Below are 20,167 nucleotides of genomic sequence, written 5' to 3'. Positions count from 1 at the left end.
GTCGCTCCCTACAGCGGGATATTGCCGTGCTTCTTGGGCGGCAGGCTCGAGCGCTTGGTGCGCAGGGCACGCAGCGCCTTGGTGATAGCGACCCGAGTGGCTGCCGGCTCGATGATCCCGTCGAGCTCGCCGCGTTCGGCGGCGAGGAACGGGCTCGCGACGTTGTAGGTGTACTCGTTGGCGAGGCGGGTGCGCACGGCGTTGACGTCCTCGTCCGCGGCTTCGGCTTTCTTGATCTCGGCGCGGTAGAGGATGTTCACGGCTCCCTGGCCGCCCATCACGGCGATCTCGGCGGTCGGCCACGCGAGGTTGATGTCGGCGCCGAGCTGCTTGGAACCCATCACGATGTACGCGCCACCGTATGCCTTCCGCAGGATCACGGTCACGAGCGGCACCGTCGCCTCTGCGTAGGCGTAGAGCAGCTTCGCGCCGCGGCGGATAACGCCGGTCCACTCCTGATCGGTTCCGGGCAGGAAGCCGGGAACGTCGACGAGGGTGAGGATCGGGATCGAGAACGCGTCGCAGAACCGCACGAAGCGGGCGGCCTTCTCACCGGCCTGGATGTTGAGCGTCCCGGCCATGGCGTTGGGCTGGTTGGCGACGATGCCGACGGACCGACCCTCGACGCGGGCGAAGCCGACGACGATGTTCGGGGCGAACAGCGGCTGCGTTTCGAGGAAGTCGCCGCGGTCGACGATGTGCTCGATCACGGTCTTGACGTCGTATGGCTGATTCGGCGAGTCCGGGATGATCGTGTTGAGCGCGCGGTCGGCATCCGTCGTCTCGAGCTCCACGTCGCTGTCGAAGACCGGAAGCTCGGCGAGGTTGTTGTCGGGCAGGAAACCGAGCAGGGTGCGGGCGTAGTCGAGCGCGTCGGCCTCATCGCTCGCGAGGTAGTGCGCGACACCGGAGACCTTGTTGTGGGTGAGCGCGCCGCCGAGCTCCTCCATGCCGACGTCTTCGCCGGTGACGGTCTTGATCACGTCGGGGCCGGTGACGAACATCTGGCTGATCTTGTCGACCATGATCACGAAGTCGGTGAGTGCGGGGGAGTAGACCGCTCCACCGGCGGCGGGGCCGCAGATGATCGAGATCTGCGGGATGACGCCGGAGGCTGCGGTGTTGCGGCGGAAGATCTCGCCGTACTTGCCGAGGGCGACGACGCCCTCCTGGATACGCGCTCCGCCGGAGTCGAGGATGCCGATGATCGGCACGCCTGTCTTGAGGGCGAGGTCCATCACCTTGATGATCTTGTCGCCGGCCACCTCGCCGAGCGATCCGCCGAAGATGGTGAAGTCCTGCGAGTAGACCGCGACCTGGCGGCCGTGGATCGTGCCGGTGCCGGTGACGACCGCGTCGCCGTACGGCCGCTTCTTCTCCATGCCGAAGCCGTGGGTGCGGTGCCGCACGAACTCATCGAGCTCGACGAACGAGCCCTGGTCGAGGAGGAGCTCGATGCGCTCGCGCGCGGTCATCTTGCCTTTGGCGTGCTGTTTTTCGATCGCCGCCTCACCGCTCGCGGTCACGGCTTCGTGATAGCGAATCTTGAGGTCGGCGAGCTTTCCAGCCGTCGTATACAGATCTGGTCCCGAAACGGGCGAATTGTCACTCACGCCGTTCACTCTACCGGCCAGCTCTCGGCCCGGACCGTTGACGAAACCCTACAAAACCCGGCCCGATCGCTGGCCGTTCTGTTCCCCCGGGCGGGCAGAACTCCTGAAGATTCCGCAAATTCGGTTCAAAATGTGGCATCGGGGGCATCTTCCGGGAGAATTGCAGGAATCGGAAGTAGGTCAAATGCAGTTTCCACTCAGCCGTGACGCGGTGAGCCGGTTCGACTATCTCGACGAGGCCGGGTCCACGAACGACGTGCTCGTCGGCCACGCGACGGGGGCGAATGCCGCCGACTGGCCGCACCTGTCGACCGTCGTCACCGACAACCAGACCCGCGGTCGGGGACGGCTCGGCCGCACCTGGCTCGCCCCCACCGGCAAGTCGCTCGCCATCTCCGTGCTGCTGCGCCCGCTCGTCGGAACGGGCACCGGCGAGGGCACGCCCCTCCCGGTTGACCGCTTCGGCTGGTTTCCGCTCCTCGCCGGCGCCGCGATGACCATCGCCGTGCGCGCGGAGGTCGAGGCGAGCCTCCTCGCTGGCGCCCCGTCCGCTGGCACGTCGGCCGCCGGACCCGACGACGGTGAACAGCCCGCCCACGAGGTCACCCTGAAGTGGCCCAACGACGTGCTGATCGACGGATACAAGGTGTCCGGCATCCTCTCGGAGCTGCTGCCGGACACCCGCGGGCTCGTGATCGGCACCGGCCTCAACCTCTCCCTCGACGAACACGACCTGCCCACACTCACCTCGACCTCGCTGCTGCTCGTGACCGGCCGTGCCCCCCAAGCGGATGCCGTGCTCGCCCGCTACCTGATCGAACTCTCCCGTCTCACGGCCGATTTCCTCACGGCCAACGGGGACCCGGTCGCGAGCGGACTCCTTGGTACCGTCACGGCACTGTGCGGCACCCTCGGCTCGAAGGTGCGGGTGCAACTGCCCGGCGGTGACGACCTCGTGGGGGTCGCGATCGCGCTTGACGAGTCGGGCCGGCTGATCGTGGAGAACCAGGCCACCGGCGAGCCGCAGGCCGTCGCGGCGGGCGATGTGACCCATCTGAGGTATTAATAGGGTCATGACGAACAACAGGGGGACGGGCCCGGCAGATCCGGGGGTCCCGGCCGAACGGGTCGTGGCCGCGCTGCGCCCGCACGGTCGCGTGCTGCTCTGGCCGACTCTCGCGCTGGTCGGCGTCTGCACGGCAACGGGGTACTTCTACGGCAACCTCGCGGAGCCGTGGCAGGACAGCGCCCTGCTCTGGGTGGCGGCCGCGGTCGTCGTGCTGGTCTGGCTGCTGCCGCTCGCGTCCTGGCTGAACCGGCGGTACACGATCACGACACGGCGCATCATCTTCCGGCGCGGTTTCTTCGTGCGGACCCGGCAGGAGCTGCTGCACAGCCGTGGCTACGACGTGAGGGTGCGGACGACCTGGCTGCAGACCCTGAGCGGTTCAGGCGACGTGATCATCGCCTCGGGCTCCGAACGGCCGCTCGTGCTGAAGGACGTGCCCAATGCGACCCTGGTGCAGCGTGTGCTGCACGATCTCATCGAGCAGTCGCAGACCGGATTCGATTCGCGGCGGCGCGAGGAATCAGCGTTCGCTGCCGACCAGACGACCATCTGGAATGGTCGCTAGGCTCGCCGTCACCGGAGCGACAACGCGACGGTGCGGGGCGAAGACCCAGTAGCGGTAGAGCACGAAGCGGAAGATCGCGCCGAGGATGAGGCCGATCACGTTCGAGGAGACGTTGTCGGCGACGACGCTGGTGTGGCCGAGCACGTAATGGCTCACCCACAGGCAGGCGAGTCCGATGCCCATGCCGACGAGGCTGACGCCGAAGAATTCGATTCCCTCGCGGAGGGTCTGGGACTGGCGGCTCTTGCCAAAGGTCCAGTACCGGTTCCCGATCCAGTTCACGGCGATGGCGAGGATGGTCGAAACGACCTTGGCGTAGATCGGCCCGGCGTGGACCAGGTGCGGATCGAAGACCGTGGTGCGGAGCAGATTGAACACCGAGAAGTCGACGGCGAAGCCGACGAGCCCCACGGCGCCGAAGCTCGCGATCTGAATCGCGAGGGCGACGAGCCGTGCTGATTTTCCCGAGGTAATCGGCATACATCCATCCGGTCTATGGGCGAAGATAGAACAACAATCCACGAGTCTACGGCGCAGACACCGCCTCAGACTGAAAATCGGTGCGTCCGAAAATGAACGGTCGCACAGAAATCGGTGACGAAATGAGCACGACAGTCGGCGTAATCGGGGGCGGCCAGCTGGCCCGGATGCTGATCCCCGCTGCGGTGAACCTCGGGATCGACCTGCGCGTCCTGGCCGAGGCCGACGGCATGTCGGCCGGCCTCGCCGCGACCGGGGTGGGGGACTATCACGACCTCGGCACGGTCCTCGCCTTCGCCGAGACCGTCGACGTGATCACCTTCGACCATGAGCACGTGCCCCAGGCCGTGCTCCGTGAACTCGTTGCCCGCGGGGCCACCGTGCGCCCGGGACCGGAGGCCCTCGTCTTCGCCCAGGACAAGATCGAGATGCGCCGGCGCCTCGGCGAGCTCGGGCTCCCGGTTCCGGACTGGGCCGCTGTCGAGAACACGGCGGAGCTCGCCGTCTTCATCGCCGACCACGGCGGCCGCGCCGTGGTCAAGACGCCACGGGGCGGCTACGACGGCAAGGGCGTCCGGGTGGTCACGCACAAGCACGAGGTCGACGACTGGTTCCTCGCGCTCGCCGAGGACGCCAACGGCGGCGCCCTGCTCGTCGAGGAGCACGTGCCGTACACCCGGGAGCTGGCCCAGCTCGTGGCCAGGCGCCCGTCCGGCCAGGTCGCCGTGTGGCCCGTCGTCGAAACCGTGCAGCGCGACGGCGTCTGTGCCGAAGTGATCGCCCCCGCGCCGCTGTCGAGCGGACGACTCGCCGCGGTCGCCGCCGACATCGCCACGCGAGTCGCGGAGGGCATCGGCGTGTGCGGCGTGATGGCCGTCGAGCTCTTCGAAACGACGGATGAGCGCCTCCTGATCAACGAACTGGCGATGCGCCCGCACAACAGCGGTCACTGGTCGATCGAAGGATCGACCACGAGCCAGTTCGAACAGCACCTCCGTGCTGTCCTCGACCTCCCGCTCGGTGCGACGACGCCGCGCGACGAGTGGTCGGTGATGGTGAACATCCTCGGCGGACCCGCAGAAGGCACTCTTTTCGATCGGTACCCGGCCGCTTTCGCCGCGCATCCGTCGGCGAAGGTGCACAACTACGGGAAGGACCCGCGACCGGGCCGCAAGGTCGGCCACGTCACCGTTGGCGGTTCGGATCTGGACGACGTCGCCTATGAAGCGCGTGCCACTGCGGCTTTTTTTCAGGACTGACACCTAAGATCGACTGCGTGCCCGAGAACCCCATAGCAACCAACCCGCTGTCGGAGAACCGAGAAACGCCCCCGGCGCCGCGCGCGCCGCTCGTCGGCGTCGTCATGGGCTCCGATTCCGACTGGCCGGTCATGAGCGACGCCGCGCAACTCTTGCGTGACTTCGGGGTCGACTACGAAGTCCAGGTCGTGTCCGCGCACCGCACACCCAAAAAGATGATCGCCTACGGCGAGGACGCCCACGGGCGCGGCCTCAAGGTCATCATCGCCGGCGCTGGCGGTGCAGCGCACCTCCCCGGCATGCTCGCCGCCGTCACCGCCCTTCCCGTTGTCGGCGTTCCCGTTCCACTCAGCCGGCTCGACGGCCTCGACTCCCTGCTCTCCATCGTGCAGATGCCGGCCGGAGTGCCCGTCGCGACCGTCTCCATCGGCGGGGCCCGCAACGCGGCGCTCATCGCCGTGAAGATCCTGGCCCTCTCCGACGCCGGCCTGCACGACAAACTCGTCGCTTACGCACTCGACCTTGCCGCACAGGTCGAACAGAAGAATTCGGATCTCCAAGCCAAGCTATGAGCATCGCCACCAATCCGATCAGGAACCCGGAATCCGGGTCCGCCCGTGTGATGACAAAACGGGCCTGGTGGCTCGTGCTGCTGAACGTCGTGCTGCCCGGCTCGGCGCAAGTGCTCGCCGGAAGTCGCCGCCTGGGCCGGTTCGGACTCCGTTGCACGTTCACGCTGATCGGCTTCGTCGTCGTTGTCGGGCTCGCCTACCTGTTCTGGCCTGAGGTCGTGCTCACGGCGTTCACCAACTCGATCGGGCTCTGGGTCGCCGCAGCCGTGCTGGTGTTCTACGGCATCGTCTGGGTCGTGCTGACCCTCGACACCCTCCGGCTCGTGCGCCTCGTCAAGGCGGGCCCCGGCGCCCGCCCCCTCATCGCCGGATTCGCGACCGTGCTCATGGTCGTCATCGCCGGAACGGCCGGCTACGGCGCCTACGTGGCCGCGACGGCCAGCGACTTCCTGTCTTCGGTCTTCGTTGCCGGGCCGACGGTCCCCCCGGTCGACGGACGTTACAACATCATGCTTCTCGGCGGTGACGCCGGGGCCGACCGGTCAGGCCTCCGCCCGGACAGCATCACCGTGGCGAGCATCGACGCGACCACAGGCCAGGTCACCATGATCGGCCTGCCCCGCAACCTCGCATACGTGCCCTTCGTAGCGGATTCCCCGCTCGCGGCCGTGTATCCCAAGGGATATGGCTACCGCGACACCTGCCGGGTCGACGCGTGCATGCTCAATTCGATCTACACCGAGGTCGAACTGAAGAGCCCCGAGATGTACCCGAAGGCCATCGACGCCGGCAGCGAGCCCGGTATCGAGGGCATGCGGGACGCGGCAGAGGGCATCACCGGTCTGACCATCCAGTACTACGGGCTCATCGACATGCAGGGCTTCTCCGAACTCATCGACGCACTCGGCGGCGTCGACATCAACGTGACCGAACGCGTGCCGGTGCACACCGACGACACCTTCACCACCGTGCTGTTCTGGTTCGAGCCGGGCATGCAGCACATGGACGGCTACCACGCACTCTGGTACGCCCGCTCGCGGCACGGCACGAGCGACTACAGCCGCATGGAGCGCCAGCACCAGCTCCAGGAGGCGATCCTCGCCCAGGCCAGCCCCGCCAATGTGCTCGCCAAGTTCGAGTCGGTTGCCTCCGCCGGGTCCCAGGTCGTGAAGACCGACATCCCGCAGAGCATGCTCGGCTACTTCGTGACGCTCGCCGCGAAGTCCAAGACGCACCCGATCAACACGGTCGAGCTGACCCCGGCGAACAACGTCGACCCGGAGAATCCCGACTACGACGTGATCCGGTCACTGATCGACGCCGCCCTCACCCCAACGACGGCGACGCCCACCCCATAGCCGGTCACCCTGGTTGAGTTTCGGGGAAAACGCCCTCACCGTGCGACGGTCCGCAACCCACCCATAGGCAGGGTGATACTGCTCGAGCGGATGCCTCGCTCGGCCCTACAGGTCGGCGTGCAGCTGCCAGACCCGCTCGGCGGAATCCCGCCAGCTGAAGGCCTTGGCCCGGTCGCCGCCGTAGATGCGCAGCCTCTGCATGAGGGCCCGGTCGGTCAGGACCCGGGTGATGGCCTCGGCGAGGCGTTCGGGGTACCCGGCGGCATCCTCGCGCTCGACGACGAGACCGGCATCGCCGCCTGCCTCGAGGAGAGCGGGAGCATCGGAGTGCACGACCGGGGTGCCGAGGTGGAAGCCCTGGATGATGGGCAGCGCGAACCCCTCCTCGAGGCTCGGGACGACCAGCACGTTCGCCCGGGCGATCACGACGGCGAGTTCCTCGTCGGTGAGCGCGGGCATCGCCCGCACCCGTCCCGGCGTGAGTCCGGCCTCTTCGGCGACGGAACCGAGGTCGACTTCGCCCCAGGTATCCGGTCCGACGACGATCATGGGAAGGTCCGGAGCGTCGGGCAGGCCGAGGGCCGTGATGAGGGCTGTGACGCCCTTACGCGGCTCGAGCGTTCCGACGGTGACGATGTATTCGGACGGCAGGTCGAGGGCCGTGGCGAGCACCTCAGTGGCCGAAGAGTTGGACGGCAGCCGGAAGCCGGTGCCGACGGCGCCCCCGATGACGCGCACCCGGTCGCCGAGGTCGACGATCTCGGCGAGTTGCGCGGCGACGGCATGGCTCGGCACGACGATCGCGTCCGCGTGCTTCCTCGCTCGCTTCATCCGCGCTTTCGTCCAGGCAACGGTCGTCGGGGTCAGTGCCTCAGGATGCGTCCAGGCGAGCACGTCGTGCACGGTCACGGCGACCTGGGTGTGGTCGTTCTGCCGGTCGTGGCGGCGCAGCGGAGCCATCAGGCCCGGCGCGTGGATCATGCCGGGCCCGGGGGAGGTGGTCACCCCGAGCTGCCACGCCGCGGCGAGCTCTCGGCGGGGGAGTGCTGTCTTGTAGAGCCCGGCGAGCCCGGGCAGGGCCGCCACGATGGCGGCGTACTGCTCGGGCTGCGACGCGGAGACGATCCCCTCAACCTCGCAGTTGAGCGGAGCGCTCGCGATGAGCGCCCGGGTCAGCTCCTCGGTGTATCGACCGATCCCGCCGGGAACCGGCGCGATCATCTGGTCGACGATAACCCGCAGTGTGATCATTCGGTTTCGAGGACGCCTTCGGCCACGGCCTGGGTGAGGGCGTCGTGCCAGTCGCGCATCGGGGTGAGTCCGGCTGTGGCCCAGGCATCGTGGCCGAGTACGGAGTAGGCCGGGCGGGGTGCCGGCCGCACGAAGGAGGCCCCGTCGGTCGGGTGCACCCGGGCGGGCTCGAGGCCGTTGGCTTCGAGTACGGCCTGGGCGAAGCCGAACCAGCTCGTGACACCGGAGTTGGTGCCGTGGTAGATCCCGGCGGGGGCATCCGCGTCGAGCAGGGCGACGATCTGCGTCGCGAGGTCGACGGTCCAGGTGGGCTGGCCGACCTGGTCCTCGACCACGTTCAGGGTGGGGTGGGTGGCGGCGAGTTTCAGCATGGTCTTGGGGAAGTTCGGGCCGTTCTTCCCGTAGAGCCATGCGGTGCGCACGATGTAGGTTTTGCCCGGGTTCTCGGCGAGGACGAATTCCTCGCCGGCGGCCTTGGTACGCCCGTATGCGGAGATCGGTGCGGCGGGTGCGTCCTCCTGGTAGGGGGACTCGGCGTTGCCTTCGAAGACGTAGTCGGTGGAGATCTGCACAAGGCGCGCACCGGTTGCTTTCGCAGCGCGGGCGAGGTTCCGCGGTCCGACCGCGTTCAGCAGGTAGGCGGCGTCTTCGTTCGTTTCGGCGTCGTCGACCTTCGTGTACGCGGCCGCGTTGATCACGACGTCGAACCCGGTGACGGCCGCCTGGACGGCGCCTTCATCGGTGATGTCGAGTTCGCCGCGGTCGAACGCGGTCACGTCTCGCCCGGTCAGGGCTTTCTGCAGGTCGCGGCCGAGCATCCCGGCGGCGCCGGTGATCAGGTACCGGGTCATGAGCTCAGTGCCGCGCGGGCCTTGAGGGGTTCCCACCAGGCGCGGTTGTCGCGGTACCACTGCACGACGTCGGCGAGGCCCTTCTCGAAGGGGACCTGCGGGGCGTAGCCGAGTTCGGCCTGGATCTTGGTGATGTCCACCGAGTAGCGCAGGTCATGGCCGAGACGGTCAGCGACCCGGTCCACGTAGGACCAGTCCTTACCGGTGGAGTCCAGCAGCAGCTGGGTCAGTTCGAGGTTGGTCAGTTCGGTGCCGCCGCCGATGTTGTAGATCTCACCGGCGCGGCCGCCGACGAGGACCATCGCGATCGCCCGGGTGTGGTCGTCCACGTGCAACCAGTCGCGGATGTTGTTGCCCGCCCCATACAGGGGAACGTGCTTGTCATCGATCAGGTTCGTCACGAACAACGGGATGACCTTCTCGGGGAAGTGATACGGGCCGTAGTTGTTCGAGCAGCGCGTGATCGACACGTTCAATCCGTGGGTGCGGTGATATGAGCGGGCGAGCAGGTCACTGCCGGCCTTGGACGCGGAATACGGGGAGTTGGGTTCCAGGGCGCGTTCCTCGTTCCAGGAGCCCTCAGCGATCGACCCGTAGACCTCATCCGTGGACACGTGCACGAACCGGGCCAGGTTATGGCGCAGAGCGGCGTCGAGGAGTTGCTGGGTGCCGAGAACGTTGGTCTCGACGAAGATGGAGGCGTCGCGCACGGAGCGGTCCACGTGTGACTCGGCCGCGAAGTGCACCACCGCGTCCAGGGACGGGAAGATCGTGTCGAGCAACGCCGCGTCGCGGATGTCGCCGTGCACGAACGAGTACCGGGGCGAGTCGGCGATCGGTGCAAGGTTGGCCAGGTTGCCCGAATACGTCAGAGCGTCCAGGACGACGACCTCGGCCCCTTCCAGACCCGGGTAGGCGTCTTCGATGGTGCGACGAACAAAATTGGAGCCGATGAAACCGGCGCCGCCGGTAACGAGGATCTTCATATAAGAGGTGACCATTCCGTTTGCTGAAAGTATCGCTTCAATGCTAGCGGTACCCGCTTGGTAGACTTCTGCGCGTGCAGATCCGCGAACTCTCCGTCCCCGATTCCTACGAAATCACTCCGAAGCAGTTCGGGGACGACCGGGGGTTGTTCCTGGAATGGGGCAGGTTCGACCGTCTCGAGGAGTCGATCGGCCACAAGCTCAACGTGGTGCAGGCGAATACGAGCGTCTCCAAGCGTGGTTCGGTGCGCGGCATCCACTTCGCGGACATTCCGCCGAGCCAGGCCAAGTACGTCACCGCGACCTATGGCGCCGTCCTGGACTACATCATCGACATCCGGGTCGGTTCGCCGACGTTCGGCCAGTGGGACAGCGTCCTCCTCGATGACACCGACCGTCGTGCCGTGTACATCGCAGAGGGCATCGGGCACTGCTTCGTCGCCCTAACCGACAACGCCACCGTCAGCTACCTCGTGACGGCCCCGTTCAACCCGGGCCGCGAACACGGCATCAACCCGCTCGACACCGACATCGGACTGGTGTTCCCGCCCGAGGCCGGCGAGCTCCTGCTCTCCCCGAAAGACACCGACGCCCCCGGACTCGCCGAGTCCGCCGCGAACGGGCTTCTCCCGACCTGGGCAGACGCGAAGGCGTTCTACGCGGCACTGAACGAAGGAAACTAGACATGCGCGGAATCATCCTCGCCGGCGGCTCCGGCACACGCCTGTGGCCGATCACCAAGGGCATCTCCAAGCAGCTGATGCCCATCTACGACAAGCCCATGATCTACTACCCCCTGTCGACGTTGATGATGGCCGGGATCAACGAGATCCTGATCATCACGACCCCGGAGTACAACAGCCAGTTCCGCGCCCTCTTCGGCGACGGATCCAGCTTCGGCGTGCGCATCGAGTATGCGGTCCAGCCCTCCCCTGACGGCCTCGCCCAGGCGTTCATCATCGGCGAGGAGTTCATCGGCGACGACAGCGTCGCCCTCGTCCTCGGCGACAACATCTTCCACGGCGCCGGTCTCGGTTCGGCCCTGCGCAACCACACCGAGATCGACGGCGCCCGGATCTTCGCCTATCACGTCAGCAATCCGTCGGACTACGGTGTCGTGGAATTCGACGAGAACATGACGGCCGTCTCGATCGAGGAAAAGCCCGCCAAACCCAAGAGCAACTACGCCGTGCCAGGCCTGTACTTCTATGACAACTCGGTCATCGAAATCGCGAAGTCCATCGAGCCCAGCGCGCGTGGGGAGCTCGAAATCAGTACCGTCAACGAGCGATACCTGGAACAGGGAAAGCTGCAGGTGCAGGTGCTCGATCGCGGTACGGCTTGGCTCGACACCGGTACCTTCAAGTCCATGATGCAAGCGTCCGAATACGTGCGCGTCATCGAGGACCGACAGGGTCACAAGGTCGGCTGCATCGAGGAGATCGCCTGGCGTGCCGGCTGGATCGACACCAAGCAGCTTGCTGTGCTCGCAGCTCCCCTGCAGAAGAGCGGCTACGGAAAGTACCTGAGTAACCTCGTCGCCACCGTCTAGGAGTTCGAGCTGCGCGGTATTCCCGAACGGGACCAGCGGACAGCAGCCAGTCAGACCCGAATGCGGAGGCCCAGGCCCGGGCGCCGATTCGGTGACGCCTGGCGCTCACCTAGACCGGGGCTCACTCGGAACAGATCGCCCGGAGTGTCAGCGCTTGTCGAGAAGGAGGCCGCGAGCGACAACGGCCTCCTGTCCAGCGAGGGTCGACACCTCACATCAGGAGGGGGACGCCGGTATCCACAGCACGATTTGAGCCGGAGACGGGTGACGGACATCCGTCTGCACCGGTACGGGAATGGTGTATCCCGCGGGGACCCCGATCACCGAGGTACAGTACACCCCGGCAGTGAGCGAGACGCTGAAGCTTCCGTCAAGCCATCGGCTCGTGGACGTGACGTTCTGCCACACTCCTTGACCTGGAGCGGTGCATGACCCCCATCTCACAAGCGCGTTGACCCCGTCGATTCGGGCGCCCCAGGCATCCTTCGCGACGACGGACCCCACGACGACTCCGTAGGGGAGCCATGCCGTAAACCAGTTTCCAGGCCCTGCCACCACATCGAACGTTGAGGCGCTCGCATACATGTAGTCTGCAGGCACCTGCCGCGTCAGCAGGCAGTATCGACCGACTTCGAGGGTGATTCCGAAGGCCCCATAGGCGTTCGGTGTGTTGCCCGTGGTGGTGAACCACACCGTTTGTCCTGAGCAATCGCCCTGGCGGATTTCGACGTCGACACCGGGGACGAATTCTGAATTCGGACCCTTGACGGCGACGGCGCCCGTGCCGTACGCGGCCGCGCTTGCCGGTGGTGCAGTCGCCATGCCGACGCTCAGGGCCATGACAACGGTCGCGCCAACGGACAACAGTTGCAGGAGAGACCATCGGCGGCCCCGTCCACTAGCAGTAATTGGGTCTCGAGTACTCATGTGTTTTCCCCCGGTCGTGAATGTGGACTACCCGCAGTGTATCGACCACCGACGAGTCGGAAATACCCGAGCGACCTTGTCATTCGTCGAGTTCGGCCGGCCAGTGCGGCGAAAGGCGAAGGGCGGGCGCACCCGGGTGAACCCGGCCCTCCACCGGCGTGCAGGGTGTCAGCCGGCACGCTCGCTCCGGCTCACCAGGTCTTGATGCTCCATGCGCCGTCGGACGTGATCTGGATGATCGCAGGAGACGTCATGGCAACGGTTCCCCAGTAGTTTCCGATCACATTGATCTTGTTGTCGACACCATAGGTCGGATCCGTTGCCCACACGATGAAGTTCGACGTCCCGTGGTTGGAGAATGTCGCGACAACCCCGGGGGTATCCAGGTACACCACGTCATCGCCGGTGCCGGAGATGCTGGAACCCCCTTGCCTGATCATGTCCAGGTCGAGGATTCTCAGCGTCCAATGGCCGTTCGCGTGAACCGAGATCTGACTGTAGCTGGAGTATGTCAAATCCAGGAATCCGACGAGCATCCGCCCGGAGGGATACGAGCCGGTTCGATTGATCAGCAGGTCGGATGCTCGATCCGGACCGAGTGCTTCGACGATGACATTTGACGTGCAATCCGGGCAGGTGAATTCGACGATCTTCTGGAAGGAATAGGCTGCAATCGAAATGACGGAATCGCCCTGTCCCTGAACCGTCCGGGAATCGAGCCAGATCGTGATCCAGATGGGCCCCGGAGCGGAGACGACCGTCTCAACGGGTTGGGGTGTCGAGTAGTCCCACGGCACGTCCGTGACGGAGGTGCAGTAGGTGCCGGGGAGAAGCGAGATCCCGAATCCGCCGCTGGACCACTGGTTGGTCGCGGTGACGTTCTGCCAGACTCCCTGGCCAGGGGACGCACATGATCCCTGGCGGATGAACGCTGTGACGCCATTGATCCCGTAGCCGAGCGAGTTCTTCGCGACGACAGCGCCGGACAGGGGTCCGGGCAGCCATACGGTAACCCAGTTGCCCGTTCCTGAGCCCATCTGGAACGTGGTGTTCGCGGGCATCCCATAGGGCGCCGGAACCGAGAGGGTGACGATGCAGTATGCGCCGGGGGTGAGTCCGATCCCGAAGGCGCCATATGCGCTGGGGGTGCTTCCGGTTGTCGTTCGCCAGACGGGTGCGCCGGAGCAGTCACCCTGGCGAATCTCGACCGTGGTAACGGGGACGAGCTCTGAACTCTGGCCCTTGATCGAAACGGCGCCGGTCCCGATGCTCGCGGCCTGCGCCGGTGCTGCAACGGTGAGTCCCAGCAGGAGGCCCACTGCCAGCGCCAATCCAAGAAACGAAGATCTCTTCGAACGGTGCGCTCGGGCGCGAGGCTTGACCCCGCGAACGGCCACGGCTGACAGCAATTTCAACAAGTTTCCCCCAGATGTTTTCAGTTATGTCTGGTATCACGTTGGCGTGCGGGTGGGCAGTCGTCAAGACCCGCGTTCAAGGGTCTGACCATTCAGGTTTCGAACTCCTGGTGTCGACGGCGGTCCAACTCAGCCGCACAGTGTCGGTCTGATCCCGCTGCGTCCGGCCTGGCCGGTGCCTTGCGTCTAGTGCGTGGGCTGGCCGGGTATCCACGCGGTGATCCAGAGCGGGCCTGGGGAGGCCACCGTGATGTCGGCTGGAGCCGGAATCGAATAGCCGGCCGGGACCTGGGAAATAGTCGTGCAGTAGGTTCCTGGATTCAGGGAGATTCCGAATCCGCCAGACGACCATCGGTTTGTTGCGGTCGTGCTCAGCCACACCCCGGGTCCTTGCGTCGCACAGGATCCCTGACGGATAAGTGCTGTGACACCGTTGATTCCGATTCCTTGCGCGTCCTTGGCGACGAGGGCGCCCGAGATCGGTCCAGGAAGCCACACTGTGACCCAGTTCCCGGCTCCCGCGCCCATCTGGAACAGGGTGTTCGCGGACGGCATGCCGTAGGGGGCAGGAACGGCGAGGGTGACGATGCAGTACGAGCCCGGCGTCAGGCCGATTCCGAAGGCGCCGTAAGCGCTGGGAGTGCTTCCGGTGGTTGTGCGCCACACGGCCGGGCCAGCACAGTCGCCTTGACGGATTTCAACAGTCGTGCCGGGCACGAGCTCGGAGTTCTGACCCTTGATCGAGACGGCCCCCGTCCCCATTCTCGGCGCGCCTGCCGCGTCGCCGAGGGAGACGGTGACGCCGGCTGTCCCGGAGACACTCGTGACGGCGACGGTCACCCCGCCGGAACGTGAGGTGAGCGACTGGGACGCTCCCAATGCCATCGACCGGGTGCCGTCATCGTTCGGCAGAGTCAGGACGGCGGAGGTGGTATCGTCCCGCTGGCGCAGAACACGCACGCCTCGCGTCATCCCTGGTACGCGACCGGAGGCGTAGAGCGAGCCAGCGTCCATGCCGGTTCCGGATCGGTACTCAACGAAATACACGCCCCCGTCCCTGGGGTCCGTGATCTTCAAGCCGCGCAACCCAGTGGCATCGGAGATCGGGTGCAGGGTGAAACTACCGGCGCCGGAGGTGACGCCGGCGACGAGGCTTACGGGAACCAGGTCAGCGCTCGTGATGGCATCCAGTTTGTACTTCTGGGTGATATTCAGGGCGGGCAATTGGGCGTTGGTCATGCCGTTGTAGCTCAAGCCTCCGCCCATGACATCGTAGAAGTCCTGGTATTCCACGTCACTGCAGCCGTCGGAAAAGGTTCCACCAGAAAAGGCGCCCTCGACTATCGGATTCGGACAGGTGTGTTTGTTCGAGTGCCTCAACCCGAGGTTGTGGCCGATCTCGTGGGCCACAGCGTTCGTCCCGAACGGGGCGCTATAGCTGGCCCAGACGACTCCGCCGGACTGCACCAGCCCGACACTTCCCAACCCGCTCCCCGCGCCGCATGATGCGGGAGCGAGGATGACCAGGTGGTGGGCGTTGAAGCCGGTGGTGTACCAGCCTTGCGGATGACCGAAAGCGGCAGCCGCCTCCGTGAACATGCTCGTCGCCTGGCAGGAATTCGCAGTGACGACGCGCTTCGTTGCAAGCGGCTGGGTGAAGCCGATGATCTGGCCGGCACTTTGTGATGACCAAAAGGTGCTCACCGTCGCCTCGAGCGCCGCGATCCCGGGGTCGTCGAGGACAGGCGTCGTCGGAGCCGTCGGCAAAGTGGCCACGAATACGTCGAGCGCATGCGTTGCTGCGGCGGACGTCTGGGCGACCTGCGCCTCGATCGTCGCCGAAACGACGGGCAAGGCTGCGTCCAGTGCGACACTGGCCGATACGACCTCCTTACCGGTTTCCGACGTTGCCTCCACCGGTCCGGTTGCCTCGGTCACGGCGGGGACGGCGGCGACGACAGAGGTGGGGACGGTGAGCGTTCCGCTGAATGTGCTGCCGGACGTCACGTCGTCGGGCAGGTTCCCGGTCAGTTCGACGGATGCGCCGTCATCGGTGAGCAGGCGCACCTGGTCGGCGAGGTTCTGAGTGGGACTCGAAGGGTCTTCCTCGCCGGAGAGGATGAGAATGGTGCCCGTCGCGTGCAGAGTCGCGGTGTCGGCCGTGGTTGCCAGGAGCGCTTGCGCGGGGACTATTGCCGCACAGGCGACCAGCACTGCAGCGAGCACTGTGCCTGATCCCAGGCGGGAGAAGTGGAGCATGCAGTGTCCGATCCTGTTGTGATGCGGCGCCTCACCTGACGGTGAACGCTCCGGAACCACGACCGTCGAATCTGCGCCGCCCCCTGAGCCATCCGTTCCTCACTCTACCGACTTGGCGGCACGCTGCTCCTGCCCCTGAACCGGGGGGGGATATGCCATCGAGGACCGGAGAAGACCACCGTCGGGTCGCGGAAAAAGGGCCCGCTCGCCGGCTAGGACGTCGGGTGCCTACGTTCCGAAACGGCAGCCCGAAGCCGAAGGCCGGCTGCCAGGAGGAGGCGAACCGGCAGGAGAAGCGGGCCAGAATATTTCTTGGACAGGAAGCGTTCGGCACTGGCGTGGTGTGCCCGAATCATTCGGGCGTTGTCGTCCTGGGTCGAGTGCGCCCCGGAGTGGACTACCGTCGCCAACGGTTCGTATACGTTCCGCAGACCGAGCTTTCCGATCCGGAATCCGAGGTCCACGTCTTCGAAGTACATGAAGTAGCCCTCGTCGAACCCGCCCAGCTCGTCCAGCACCGAGCGGCGCACCATCAGGAACGCGCCGGACAACCATCCGGCGTCGCGACGAGAGACGCTCGCCGCACCTTGTTGCCGATAGCTGCGGCTCCAAGGGTTGTTGGGCCACACCAACGCGAACAGGCCGTGGCCGATGCCCGTTCGCAACGAGGGAATGACGCGGGCGGATGGGTAGACCTCGCCGGCCGAGGTGAGGATGCCCGGTCCGATCGCGGCGATCTTCGCGTCATCCCCGACGGACTTCAGGAGCGTGTCGATCGCCCCCGCCCGGGCGACGATGTCCGGATTGCTCACAACAACCCAGTCGATTTCAGCGGGCAGCGTCTTGAGGGCTTGATTGATGGCGTGACCATAACCCAGATTGTCGGCGAGAGGCAGGTATTCGGCGTGCGCAGCATGAGCGAGACCCGAGACCGTCGTGTCACCCTCGAGTACCTTGTTGTCTGCGACGACGATGTGCAGCGGACCGGTGAGCGCCGAACCCAGGGAACCGAGGAAATCGCCCAGCACTCTTCCCGACCCGTAGCTCACGGTCACGACGGCCACGTGGGCGGTCGTTGACTGTGATTTGGCTGCGACGGCCATACGGTTGCTCCTCATTGTTCTAGGCTAGATTGGTTTGCGGCCATCCGACCGGCCACTCAGTGAGGCTACATGCGATACATGAAGGAAGTTCTCGATTCCCGGGAGCTCTTGGCCAATCTCACCTTGCGTGAGATTCGTGGCCAGTACAAACGCACAATATTCGGGCAGCTGTGGTCGTTGGTCAACCCACTGGCGACGATGCTGGTGTACACAATTGTGTTCGCGTTTATTCTCCGGGTCACTCCACCTCCCGGCAATCCCAGTGGGCTCAACATCTTCGCGGTCTGGCTACTCTGTGGCTTGCTGCCGTGGGCCTTTTTCGCGAACGTCGTGCAGACCGGCATGGGATCGATCATTGCCAACGCGGGCCTGGTGCAGAAGGTCTATTTCTCTCGAATTGTGCTCCCGCTCTCGACGGTCGGTTCCATCGGCTACAACTGGCTCTTCGAGATGGGCGTCCTCGTCCTCGTCCTGGCGATCTGCGGTTCGTTCGTCTGGCCGTGGATCCCGCTGGTGATCTTCGTCATGGTGCTGCTCGCTATTTTCGCGTCAGGCCTGGCCCTGATGCTCTCGGTGGCGAACGTCCGTTTCCGGGACACGCAGTACCTCGTCTCGATCGTCATGCAGATCTGGATGTACCTCACGCCGATCATCTATCCCATCAGCCTGGTCGAGGACCAGTCGCGGGCGCATGGGGGGCTGTTCGGGACGTCCATCACCCTGATGGACATCTACCGGCTCAATCCGCTCGAACGGTTTGTCGCCGTTTTCCGGCAGTTGCTCTATGACAACACCTGGCCCAACCCACAGGACCTCTTATTCTGTGCTGTGTGGGCGTTCGCGGCAATCGTCGTGGGCGTGTGGGTGTTTCGTAAGAGTGAGAAGGGCCTGGCGGAGGCATTATGAGTGACATTGCAGTGAGCGTTGACCATGTCAGCAAGAGATTCCGTTTGTATCACGAACGAAACCAGTCCCTTAAATCCGCGATTATGCGAGGGCGCCGGTCGGTTCACGAGGATTTCTGGGCGCTCAAGGACGTGAGCTTCGAGGTCCCGACCGGGTCGACGTTCGGTCTGATCGGCAGCAACGGTTCCGGCAAGTCGACCTTGCTCAAATGCCTCGCCAAGATCTACTTCCCGCAGAAGGGCTCCATCACCTACAACGGGAAGATCGCAGCCCTGCTGGAAGTGGGCTCCGGCTTCCACCCGGAGCTGTCCGGCCGTGAGAACGTGTTCCTCAACGGATCGATCCTCGGGATGTCCAAGCGCGAAATCACCCGAAAGTTCGACGAAATCGTCGACTTCTCCGGGGTGGAACAGTTCATCGACCAGCCCGTCAAGAACTACTCCTCGGGAATGTATGTCCGTCTTGGCTTCGCGATCGCCATCAATGTCGACCCGGACGTGCTCGTGGTCGATGAGGTGCTTTCCGTCGGCGATGCAGAGTTCCAGGAGAAATGCAGTCAGAAGTTCATCGATTTCAAGCGCGCGGGAAAGACCGTGATCCTGGTCAGTCATGCGATGACCGCGGTCCAGGAGATGTGCGATCACGCGGCCTGGCTGAGGCACGGCGAACTCGTCACCGTGGGGGAGGCAGAACCAACAATCGCGGCGTATCTCGACTCTCTGAACCGGGGCGAGACCAGTGCCGCCTGAGAAATCGGATGTCGCACCCCGCCAGGTGGGGCTGACGATTGCGGAGGCCCTCGGTGGACACCGCAACTCTCTGGGGTTGCTCAGACTGCTGTTGGCCTCGCTGGTCATCTTCGACCACGCCTTTCCCACGGGTGGCTTCGGACGGGACCCGTTCTGGGAGCTCACCCGCGGCCAGGCCTCGCTGGGAAGCATCGCCGTCGGAGGGTTCTTCGCGATCAGCGGCTACCTCATCGCCAAGAGCGGGATGTCGAGTGACATCCTCCAGTTCATGTGGAGGCGGAGTCTCAGGATCTTTCCCGCCTACTGGGGCGTCCTTCTCATCACCGCGTTCGTCGTCGCTCCCGTGATCTGGGTCACGGCGGGCGGCGCACTCGGCGACTTCTTCGCCCGCGCCCCGAACGGTCCGTTCCACTATGTCGCCGGCAACTGGACCATGAACATCGGGACCTACGGGATCTACGATATTTTTGCGGAGACGACGCCATACGGGCAGAGCGTCAAGGCATCGGTCTTCAACGGATCGATCTGGACACTCATCTATGAATGGCGCTGTTATCTGGTCATCGGGGTCTGCGTTGCGTTCGGCGTGCTGGCCAGAGCGAAGGCAGTTGTCCCGGCTCTCACCGTCGGCTTCTTCGTACTGCAGATCATCAACCTGTCGAATCCGGCGAGTCTCGGGTCCATCGCGCCCTTCCTTGCAGACACCCAGCTTGTCGCCCTGACCTTCACCTTCCTGGTCGGCTCCACGCTCGCGGTGTATTCCAGGTCGGTCCCCTTCGACGATCGTCTGGGTGTGCTTGCCGGACTCATCGTTATCGTCACCTTGCGTTATGGCGCGTTCAACACCCTCGGTATCATCGCCGGAGCCTATTTCGTCCTCTATCTCGCGGCCCGACTCCCTCGCCGGCTCCAGTGGATCGGTGCACGGAACGACTACTCATACGGTGTGTACATCTATGGCTTCCTTGTCCAGCAGGTCCTTGCCTACCTGGGCGTCTACCGCTGGGGCTACGGCTGGTTCGCACTCACCGCCCTCGTCATTTCTCTTGGCTGCGCCTGGCTGAGCTGGCACGGGGTCGAGAAATGGGCGATGTCGCTCAAGAATTGGGGCCCGGGAAAGGGACTCGTATTCTGGGCTGCGATGGTTCAGGGCCGGTGGCCGGGACGGAAACGGATCCGATCCACGGTGGGGGCGGACACGACTGATCGCATCCTAGATTCAGAGACAAAGAGGAACGCAAAGTAATGGACA

Annotated in this window: 19 protein-coding genes; 10 read left to right on the top strand and 9 right to left on the bottom strand. The window is 65.1% G+C overall.

Annotated features, from left to right (window positions below; translation table 11 throughout):
• Positions 1 to 8: 8 nt before the first annotated feature.
• Entirely contained in the window at positions 9 to 1,622 is a 1,614-nt protein-coding gene (locus E3O46_RS12575) for an acyl-CoA carboxylase subunit beta (RefSeq protein ID WP_370294735.1), read from the bottom strand.
• Between the two features lie 175 nt (positions 1,623 to 1,797).
• Between E3O46_RS12575 and E3O46_RS12570 the strand changes: the two genes are divergently transcribed.
• Together E3O46_RS12570 and E3O46_RS12565 are read left to right on the top strand one after the other, a co-directional pair.
• Complete coding sequence (locus E3O46_RS12570; protein WP_134449069.1) at positions 1,798 to 2,679, top strand: biotin--[acetyl-CoA-carboxylase] ligase; 882 nt, start codon at positions 1,798 to 1,800, stop codon at positions 2,677 to 2,679.
• A gap of 7 nt (positions 2,680 to 2,686) precedes the next feature.
• A complete protein-coding gene (locus E3O46_RS12565; RefSeq protein WP_241975220.1) occupies positions 2,687 to 3,247 on the top strand; it encodes a PH domain-containing protein in 561 nt (186 codons plus the stop codon).
• On the opposite strand, the gene E3O46_RS12560 is transcribed toward E3O46_RS12565, so the two are convergent.
• Positions 3,203 to 3,727 carry a GtrA family protein gene (locus E3O46_RS12560; protein ID WP_134449068.1) on the bottom strand — a complete coding sequence of 175 codons (525 nt, stop codon included), beginning with the start codon at positions 3,725 to 3,727 and terminating at the stop codon, positions 3,203 to 3,205. The two genes, E3O46_RS12565 and E3O46_RS12560, sit on opposite strands and share 45 nt — an antisense overlap.
• Positions 3,728 to 3,849: 122 nt before the next feature.
• On the opposite strand from E3O46_RS12560, the gene E3O46_RS12555 reads away from it, so the two are divergent.
• From E3O46_RS12555 to E3O46_RS12545, 3 genes are all read left to right on the top strand, one after another.
• Positions 3,850 to 4,986 (top strand): 5-(carboxyamino)imidazole ribonucleotide synthase, encoded by a 1,137-nt coding sequence (locus E3O46_RS12555; RefSeq protein ID WP_134449067.1) that lies wholly within the window; start codon positions 3,850 to 3,852, stop codon positions 4,984 to 4,986.
• 104 nt (positions 4,987 to 5,090) lie between these two features.
• Positions 5,091 to 5,558, top strand: coding sequence for a 5-(carboxyamino)imidazole ribonucleotide mutase (gene purE / locus E3O46_RS12550; protein WP_134449081.1), 468 nt, complete (start codon positions 5,091 to 5,093; stop codon positions 5,556 to 5,558).
• Positions 5,555 to 6,916: an LCP family glycopolymer transferase gene (locus E3O46_RS12545; RefSeq protein WP_134449066.1), complete on the top strand. Its 1,362-nt coding sequence runs from the start codon at positions 5,555 to 5,557 to the stop codon at positions 6,914 to 6,916. Before purE ends, E3O46_RS12545 begins: the two co-directional genes overlap by 4 nt.
• A gap of 105 nt (positions 6,917 to 7,021) precedes the next feature.
• Here the strand turns inward: E3O46_RS12545 and E3O46_RS12540 are convergent, their stop codons facing one another.
• The 3 genes from E3O46_RS12540 to rfbB are packed head-to-tail and all read right to left on the bottom strand — an operon-like array spanning position 7,022 to position 10,004.
• Positions 7,022 to 8,167 carry a glycosyltransferase family 4 protein gene (locus tag E3O46_RS12540; protein WP_134449065.1) on the bottom strand — a complete coding sequence of 382 codons (1,146 nt, stop codon included), beginning with the start codon at positions 8,165 to 8,167 and terminating at the stop codon, positions 7,022 to 7,024.
• On the bottom strand, positions 8,164 to 9,018 hold the full coding sequence (gene rfbD, locus E3O46_RS12535; protein ID WP_134449064.1) for a dTDP-4-dehydrorhamnose reductase: 855 nt from the start codon (positions 9,016 to 9,018) through the stop codon (positions 8,164 to 8,166). The genes E3O46_RS12540 and rfbD overlap by 4 nt, the downstream gene beginning before the upstream one ends.
• On the bottom strand, positions 9,015 to 10,004 hold the full coding sequence (gene rfbB, locus E3O46_RS12530) for a dTDP-glucose 4,6-dehydratase (RefSeq protein ID WP_134449063.1): 990 nt from the start codon (positions 10,002 to 10,004) through the stop codon (positions 9,015 to 9,017). The genes rfbD and rfbB overlap by 4 nt, the downstream gene beginning before the upstream one ends.
• 74 nt (positions 10,005 to 10,078) lie before the next feature.
• Between rfbB and E3O46_RS12525 the strand changes: the two genes are divergently transcribed.
• Positions 10,079 to 10,687 (top strand): dTDP-4-dehydrorhamnose 3,5-epimerase family protein, encoded by a 609-nt coding sequence (locus E3O46_RS12525; RefSeq protein ID WP_134449062.1) that lies wholly within the window; start codon positions 10,079 to 10,081, stop codon positions 10,685 to 10,687.
• A gap of 2 nt (positions 10,688 to 10,689) precedes the next feature.
• On the top strand, positions 10,690 to 11,556 hold the full coding sequence (rfbA, locus tag E3O46_RS12520; protein WP_134449061.1) for a glucose-1-phosphate thymidylyltransferase RfbA: 867 nt from the start codon (positions 10,690 to 10,692) through the stop codon (positions 11,554 to 11,556).
• 216 nt (positions 11,557 to 11,772) lie between these two features.
• Here the strand turns inward: rfbA and E3O46_RS12515 are convergent, their stop codons facing one another.
• From E3O46_RS12515 to E3O46_RS12500, 4 genes are all read right to left on the bottom strand, one after another.
• A complete protein-coding gene (locus E3O46_RS12515) occupies positions 11,773 to 12,420 on the bottom strand; it encodes a hypothetical protein (protein WP_134449060.1) in 648 nt (215 codons plus the stop codon).
• A 254-nt stretch (positions 12,421 to 12,674) separates the two neighbouring features.
• Entirely contained in the window at positions 12,675 to 13,802 is a 1,128-nt protein-coding gene (locus tag E3O46_RS12510; RefSeq protein ID WP_134561794.1) for a hypothetical protein, read from the bottom strand.
• Positions 13,803 to 14,084: 282 nt separating this feature from the next.
• Positions 14,085 to 16,157, bottom strand: a complete 2,073-nt coding sequence (locus E3O46_RS12505) for a zinc-dependent metalloprotease family protein (RefSeq protein WP_134449058.1) — start codon at positions 16,155 to 16,157, stop codon at positions 14,085 to 14,087.
• Positions 16,158 to 16,369: 212 nt separating this feature from the next.
• Positions 16,370 to 17,275: a glycosyltransferase family 2 protein gene (locus E3O46_RS12500; RefSeq protein ID WP_198413399.1), complete on the bottom strand. Its 906-nt coding sequence runs from the start codon at positions 17,273 to 17,275 to the stop codon at positions 16,370 to 16,372.
• 63 nt (positions 17,276 to 17,338) lie between these two features.
• Between E3O46_RS12500 and E3O46_RS12495 the strand changes: the two genes are divergently transcribed.
• The 3 genes from E3O46_RS12495 (at position 17,339) to E3O46_RS12485 (ending at position 20,161) form a co-directional block, all read left to right on the top strand.
• Positions 17,339 to 18,166: an ABC transporter permease gene (locus E3O46_RS12495; RefSeq protein ID WP_241985002.1), complete on the top strand. Its 828-nt coding sequence runs from the start codon at positions 17,339 to 17,341 to the stop codon at positions 18,164 to 18,166.
• 83 nt (positions 18,167 to 18,249) lie between these two features.
• Positions 18,250 to 18,915, top strand: coding sequence for an ABC transporter ATP-binding protein (locus E3O46_RS12490; protein WP_241985001.1), 666 nt, complete (start codon positions 18,250 to 18,252; stop codon positions 18,913 to 18,915).
• Positions 18,905 to 20,161 carry an acyltransferase family protein gene (locus E3O46_RS12485; protein WP_134449055.1) on the top strand — a complete coding sequence of 419 codons (1,257 nt, stop codon included), beginning with the start codon at positions 18,905 to 18,907 and terminating at the stop codon, positions 20,159 to 20,161. The genes E3O46_RS12490 and E3O46_RS12485 overlap by 11 nt, the downstream gene beginning before the upstream one ends.
• The last annotated feature ends 6 nt before the right edge of the window (positions 20,162 to 20,167 follow it).

The organism is Cryobacterium glucosi (assembly GCF_004402235.1).
GTDB classification, from domain to species: Bacteria; Actinomycetota; Actinomycetes; order Actinomycetales; family Microbacteriaceae; genus Cryobacterium; species Cryobacterium glucosi.
The sequence above is the reverse complement of the archived record's forward strand: the minus strand, read 5'-3'. Positions and strand labels throughout refer to the sequence as shown.

What these genes read in the sequence shown, in the direction of transcription:
- E3O46_RS12570 (WP_134449069.1), top strand. Translation starts at nt 1,798, where the DNA reads ATGCAGTTTCCACTCAGCCGTGACGCGGTGAGCCGGTTCGACTATCTC.
- E3O46_RS12565 (WP_241975220.1), top strand. Translation starts at nt 2,687, where the DNA reads ATGACGAACAACAGGGGGACGGGCCCGGCAGATCCGGGGGTCCCGGCC.
- E3O46_RS12560 (WP_134449068.1), bottom strand. Translation starts at nt 3,727, where the DNA reads ATGCCGATTACCTCGGGAAAATCAGCACGGCTCGTCGCCCTCGCGATT.
- E3O46_RS12555 (WP_134449067.1), top strand. Translation starts at nt 3,850, where the DNA reads ATGAGCACGACAGTCGGCGTAATCGGGGGCGGCCAGCTGGCCCGGATG.
- purE (WP_134449081.1), top strand. Translation starts at nt 5,091, where the DNA reads ATGGGCTCCGATTCCGACTGGCCGGTCATGAGCGACGCCGCGCAACTC.
- E3O46_RS12545 (WP_134449066.1), top strand. Translation starts at nt 5,555, where the DNA reads ATGAGCATCGCCACCAATCCGATCAGGAACCCGGAATCCGGGTCCGCC.
- E3O46_RS12540 (WP_134449065.1), bottom strand. Translation starts at nt 8,167, where the DNA reads ATGATCACACTGCGGGTTATCGTCGACCAGATGATCGCGCCGGTTCCC.
- rfbD (WP_134449064.1), bottom strand. Translation starts at nt 9,018, where the DNA reads ATGACCCGGTACCTGATCACCGGCGCCGCCGGGATGCTCGGCCGCGAC.
- rfbB (WP_134449063.1), bottom strand. Translation starts at nt 10,004, where the DNA reads ATGAAGATCCTCGTTACCGGCGGCGCCGGTTTCATCGGCTCCAATTTT.
- rfbA (WP_134449061.1), top strand. Translation starts at nt 10,690, where the DNA reads ATGCGCGGAATCATCCTCGCCGGCGGCTCCGGCACACGCCTGTGGCCG.
- E3O46_RS12505 (WP_134449058.1), bottom strand. Translation starts at nt 16,157, where the DNA reads ATGCTCCACTTCTCCCGCCTGGGATCAGGCACAGTGCTCGCTGCAGTG.
- E3O46_RS12500 (WP_198413399.1), bottom strand. Translation starts at nt 17,275, where the DNA reads ATGAGGAGCAACCGTATGGCCGTCGCAGCCAAATCACAGTCAACGACC.
- E3O46_RS12495 (WP_241985002.1), top strand. Translation starts at nt 17,339, where the DNA reads ATGAAGGAAGTTCTCGATTCCCGGGAGCTCTTGGCCAATCTCACCTTG.
- E3O46_RS12490 (WP_241985001.1), top strand. Translation starts at nt 18,250, where the DNA reads ATGCGAGGGCGCCGGTCGGTTCACGAGGATTTCTGGGCGCTCAAGGAC.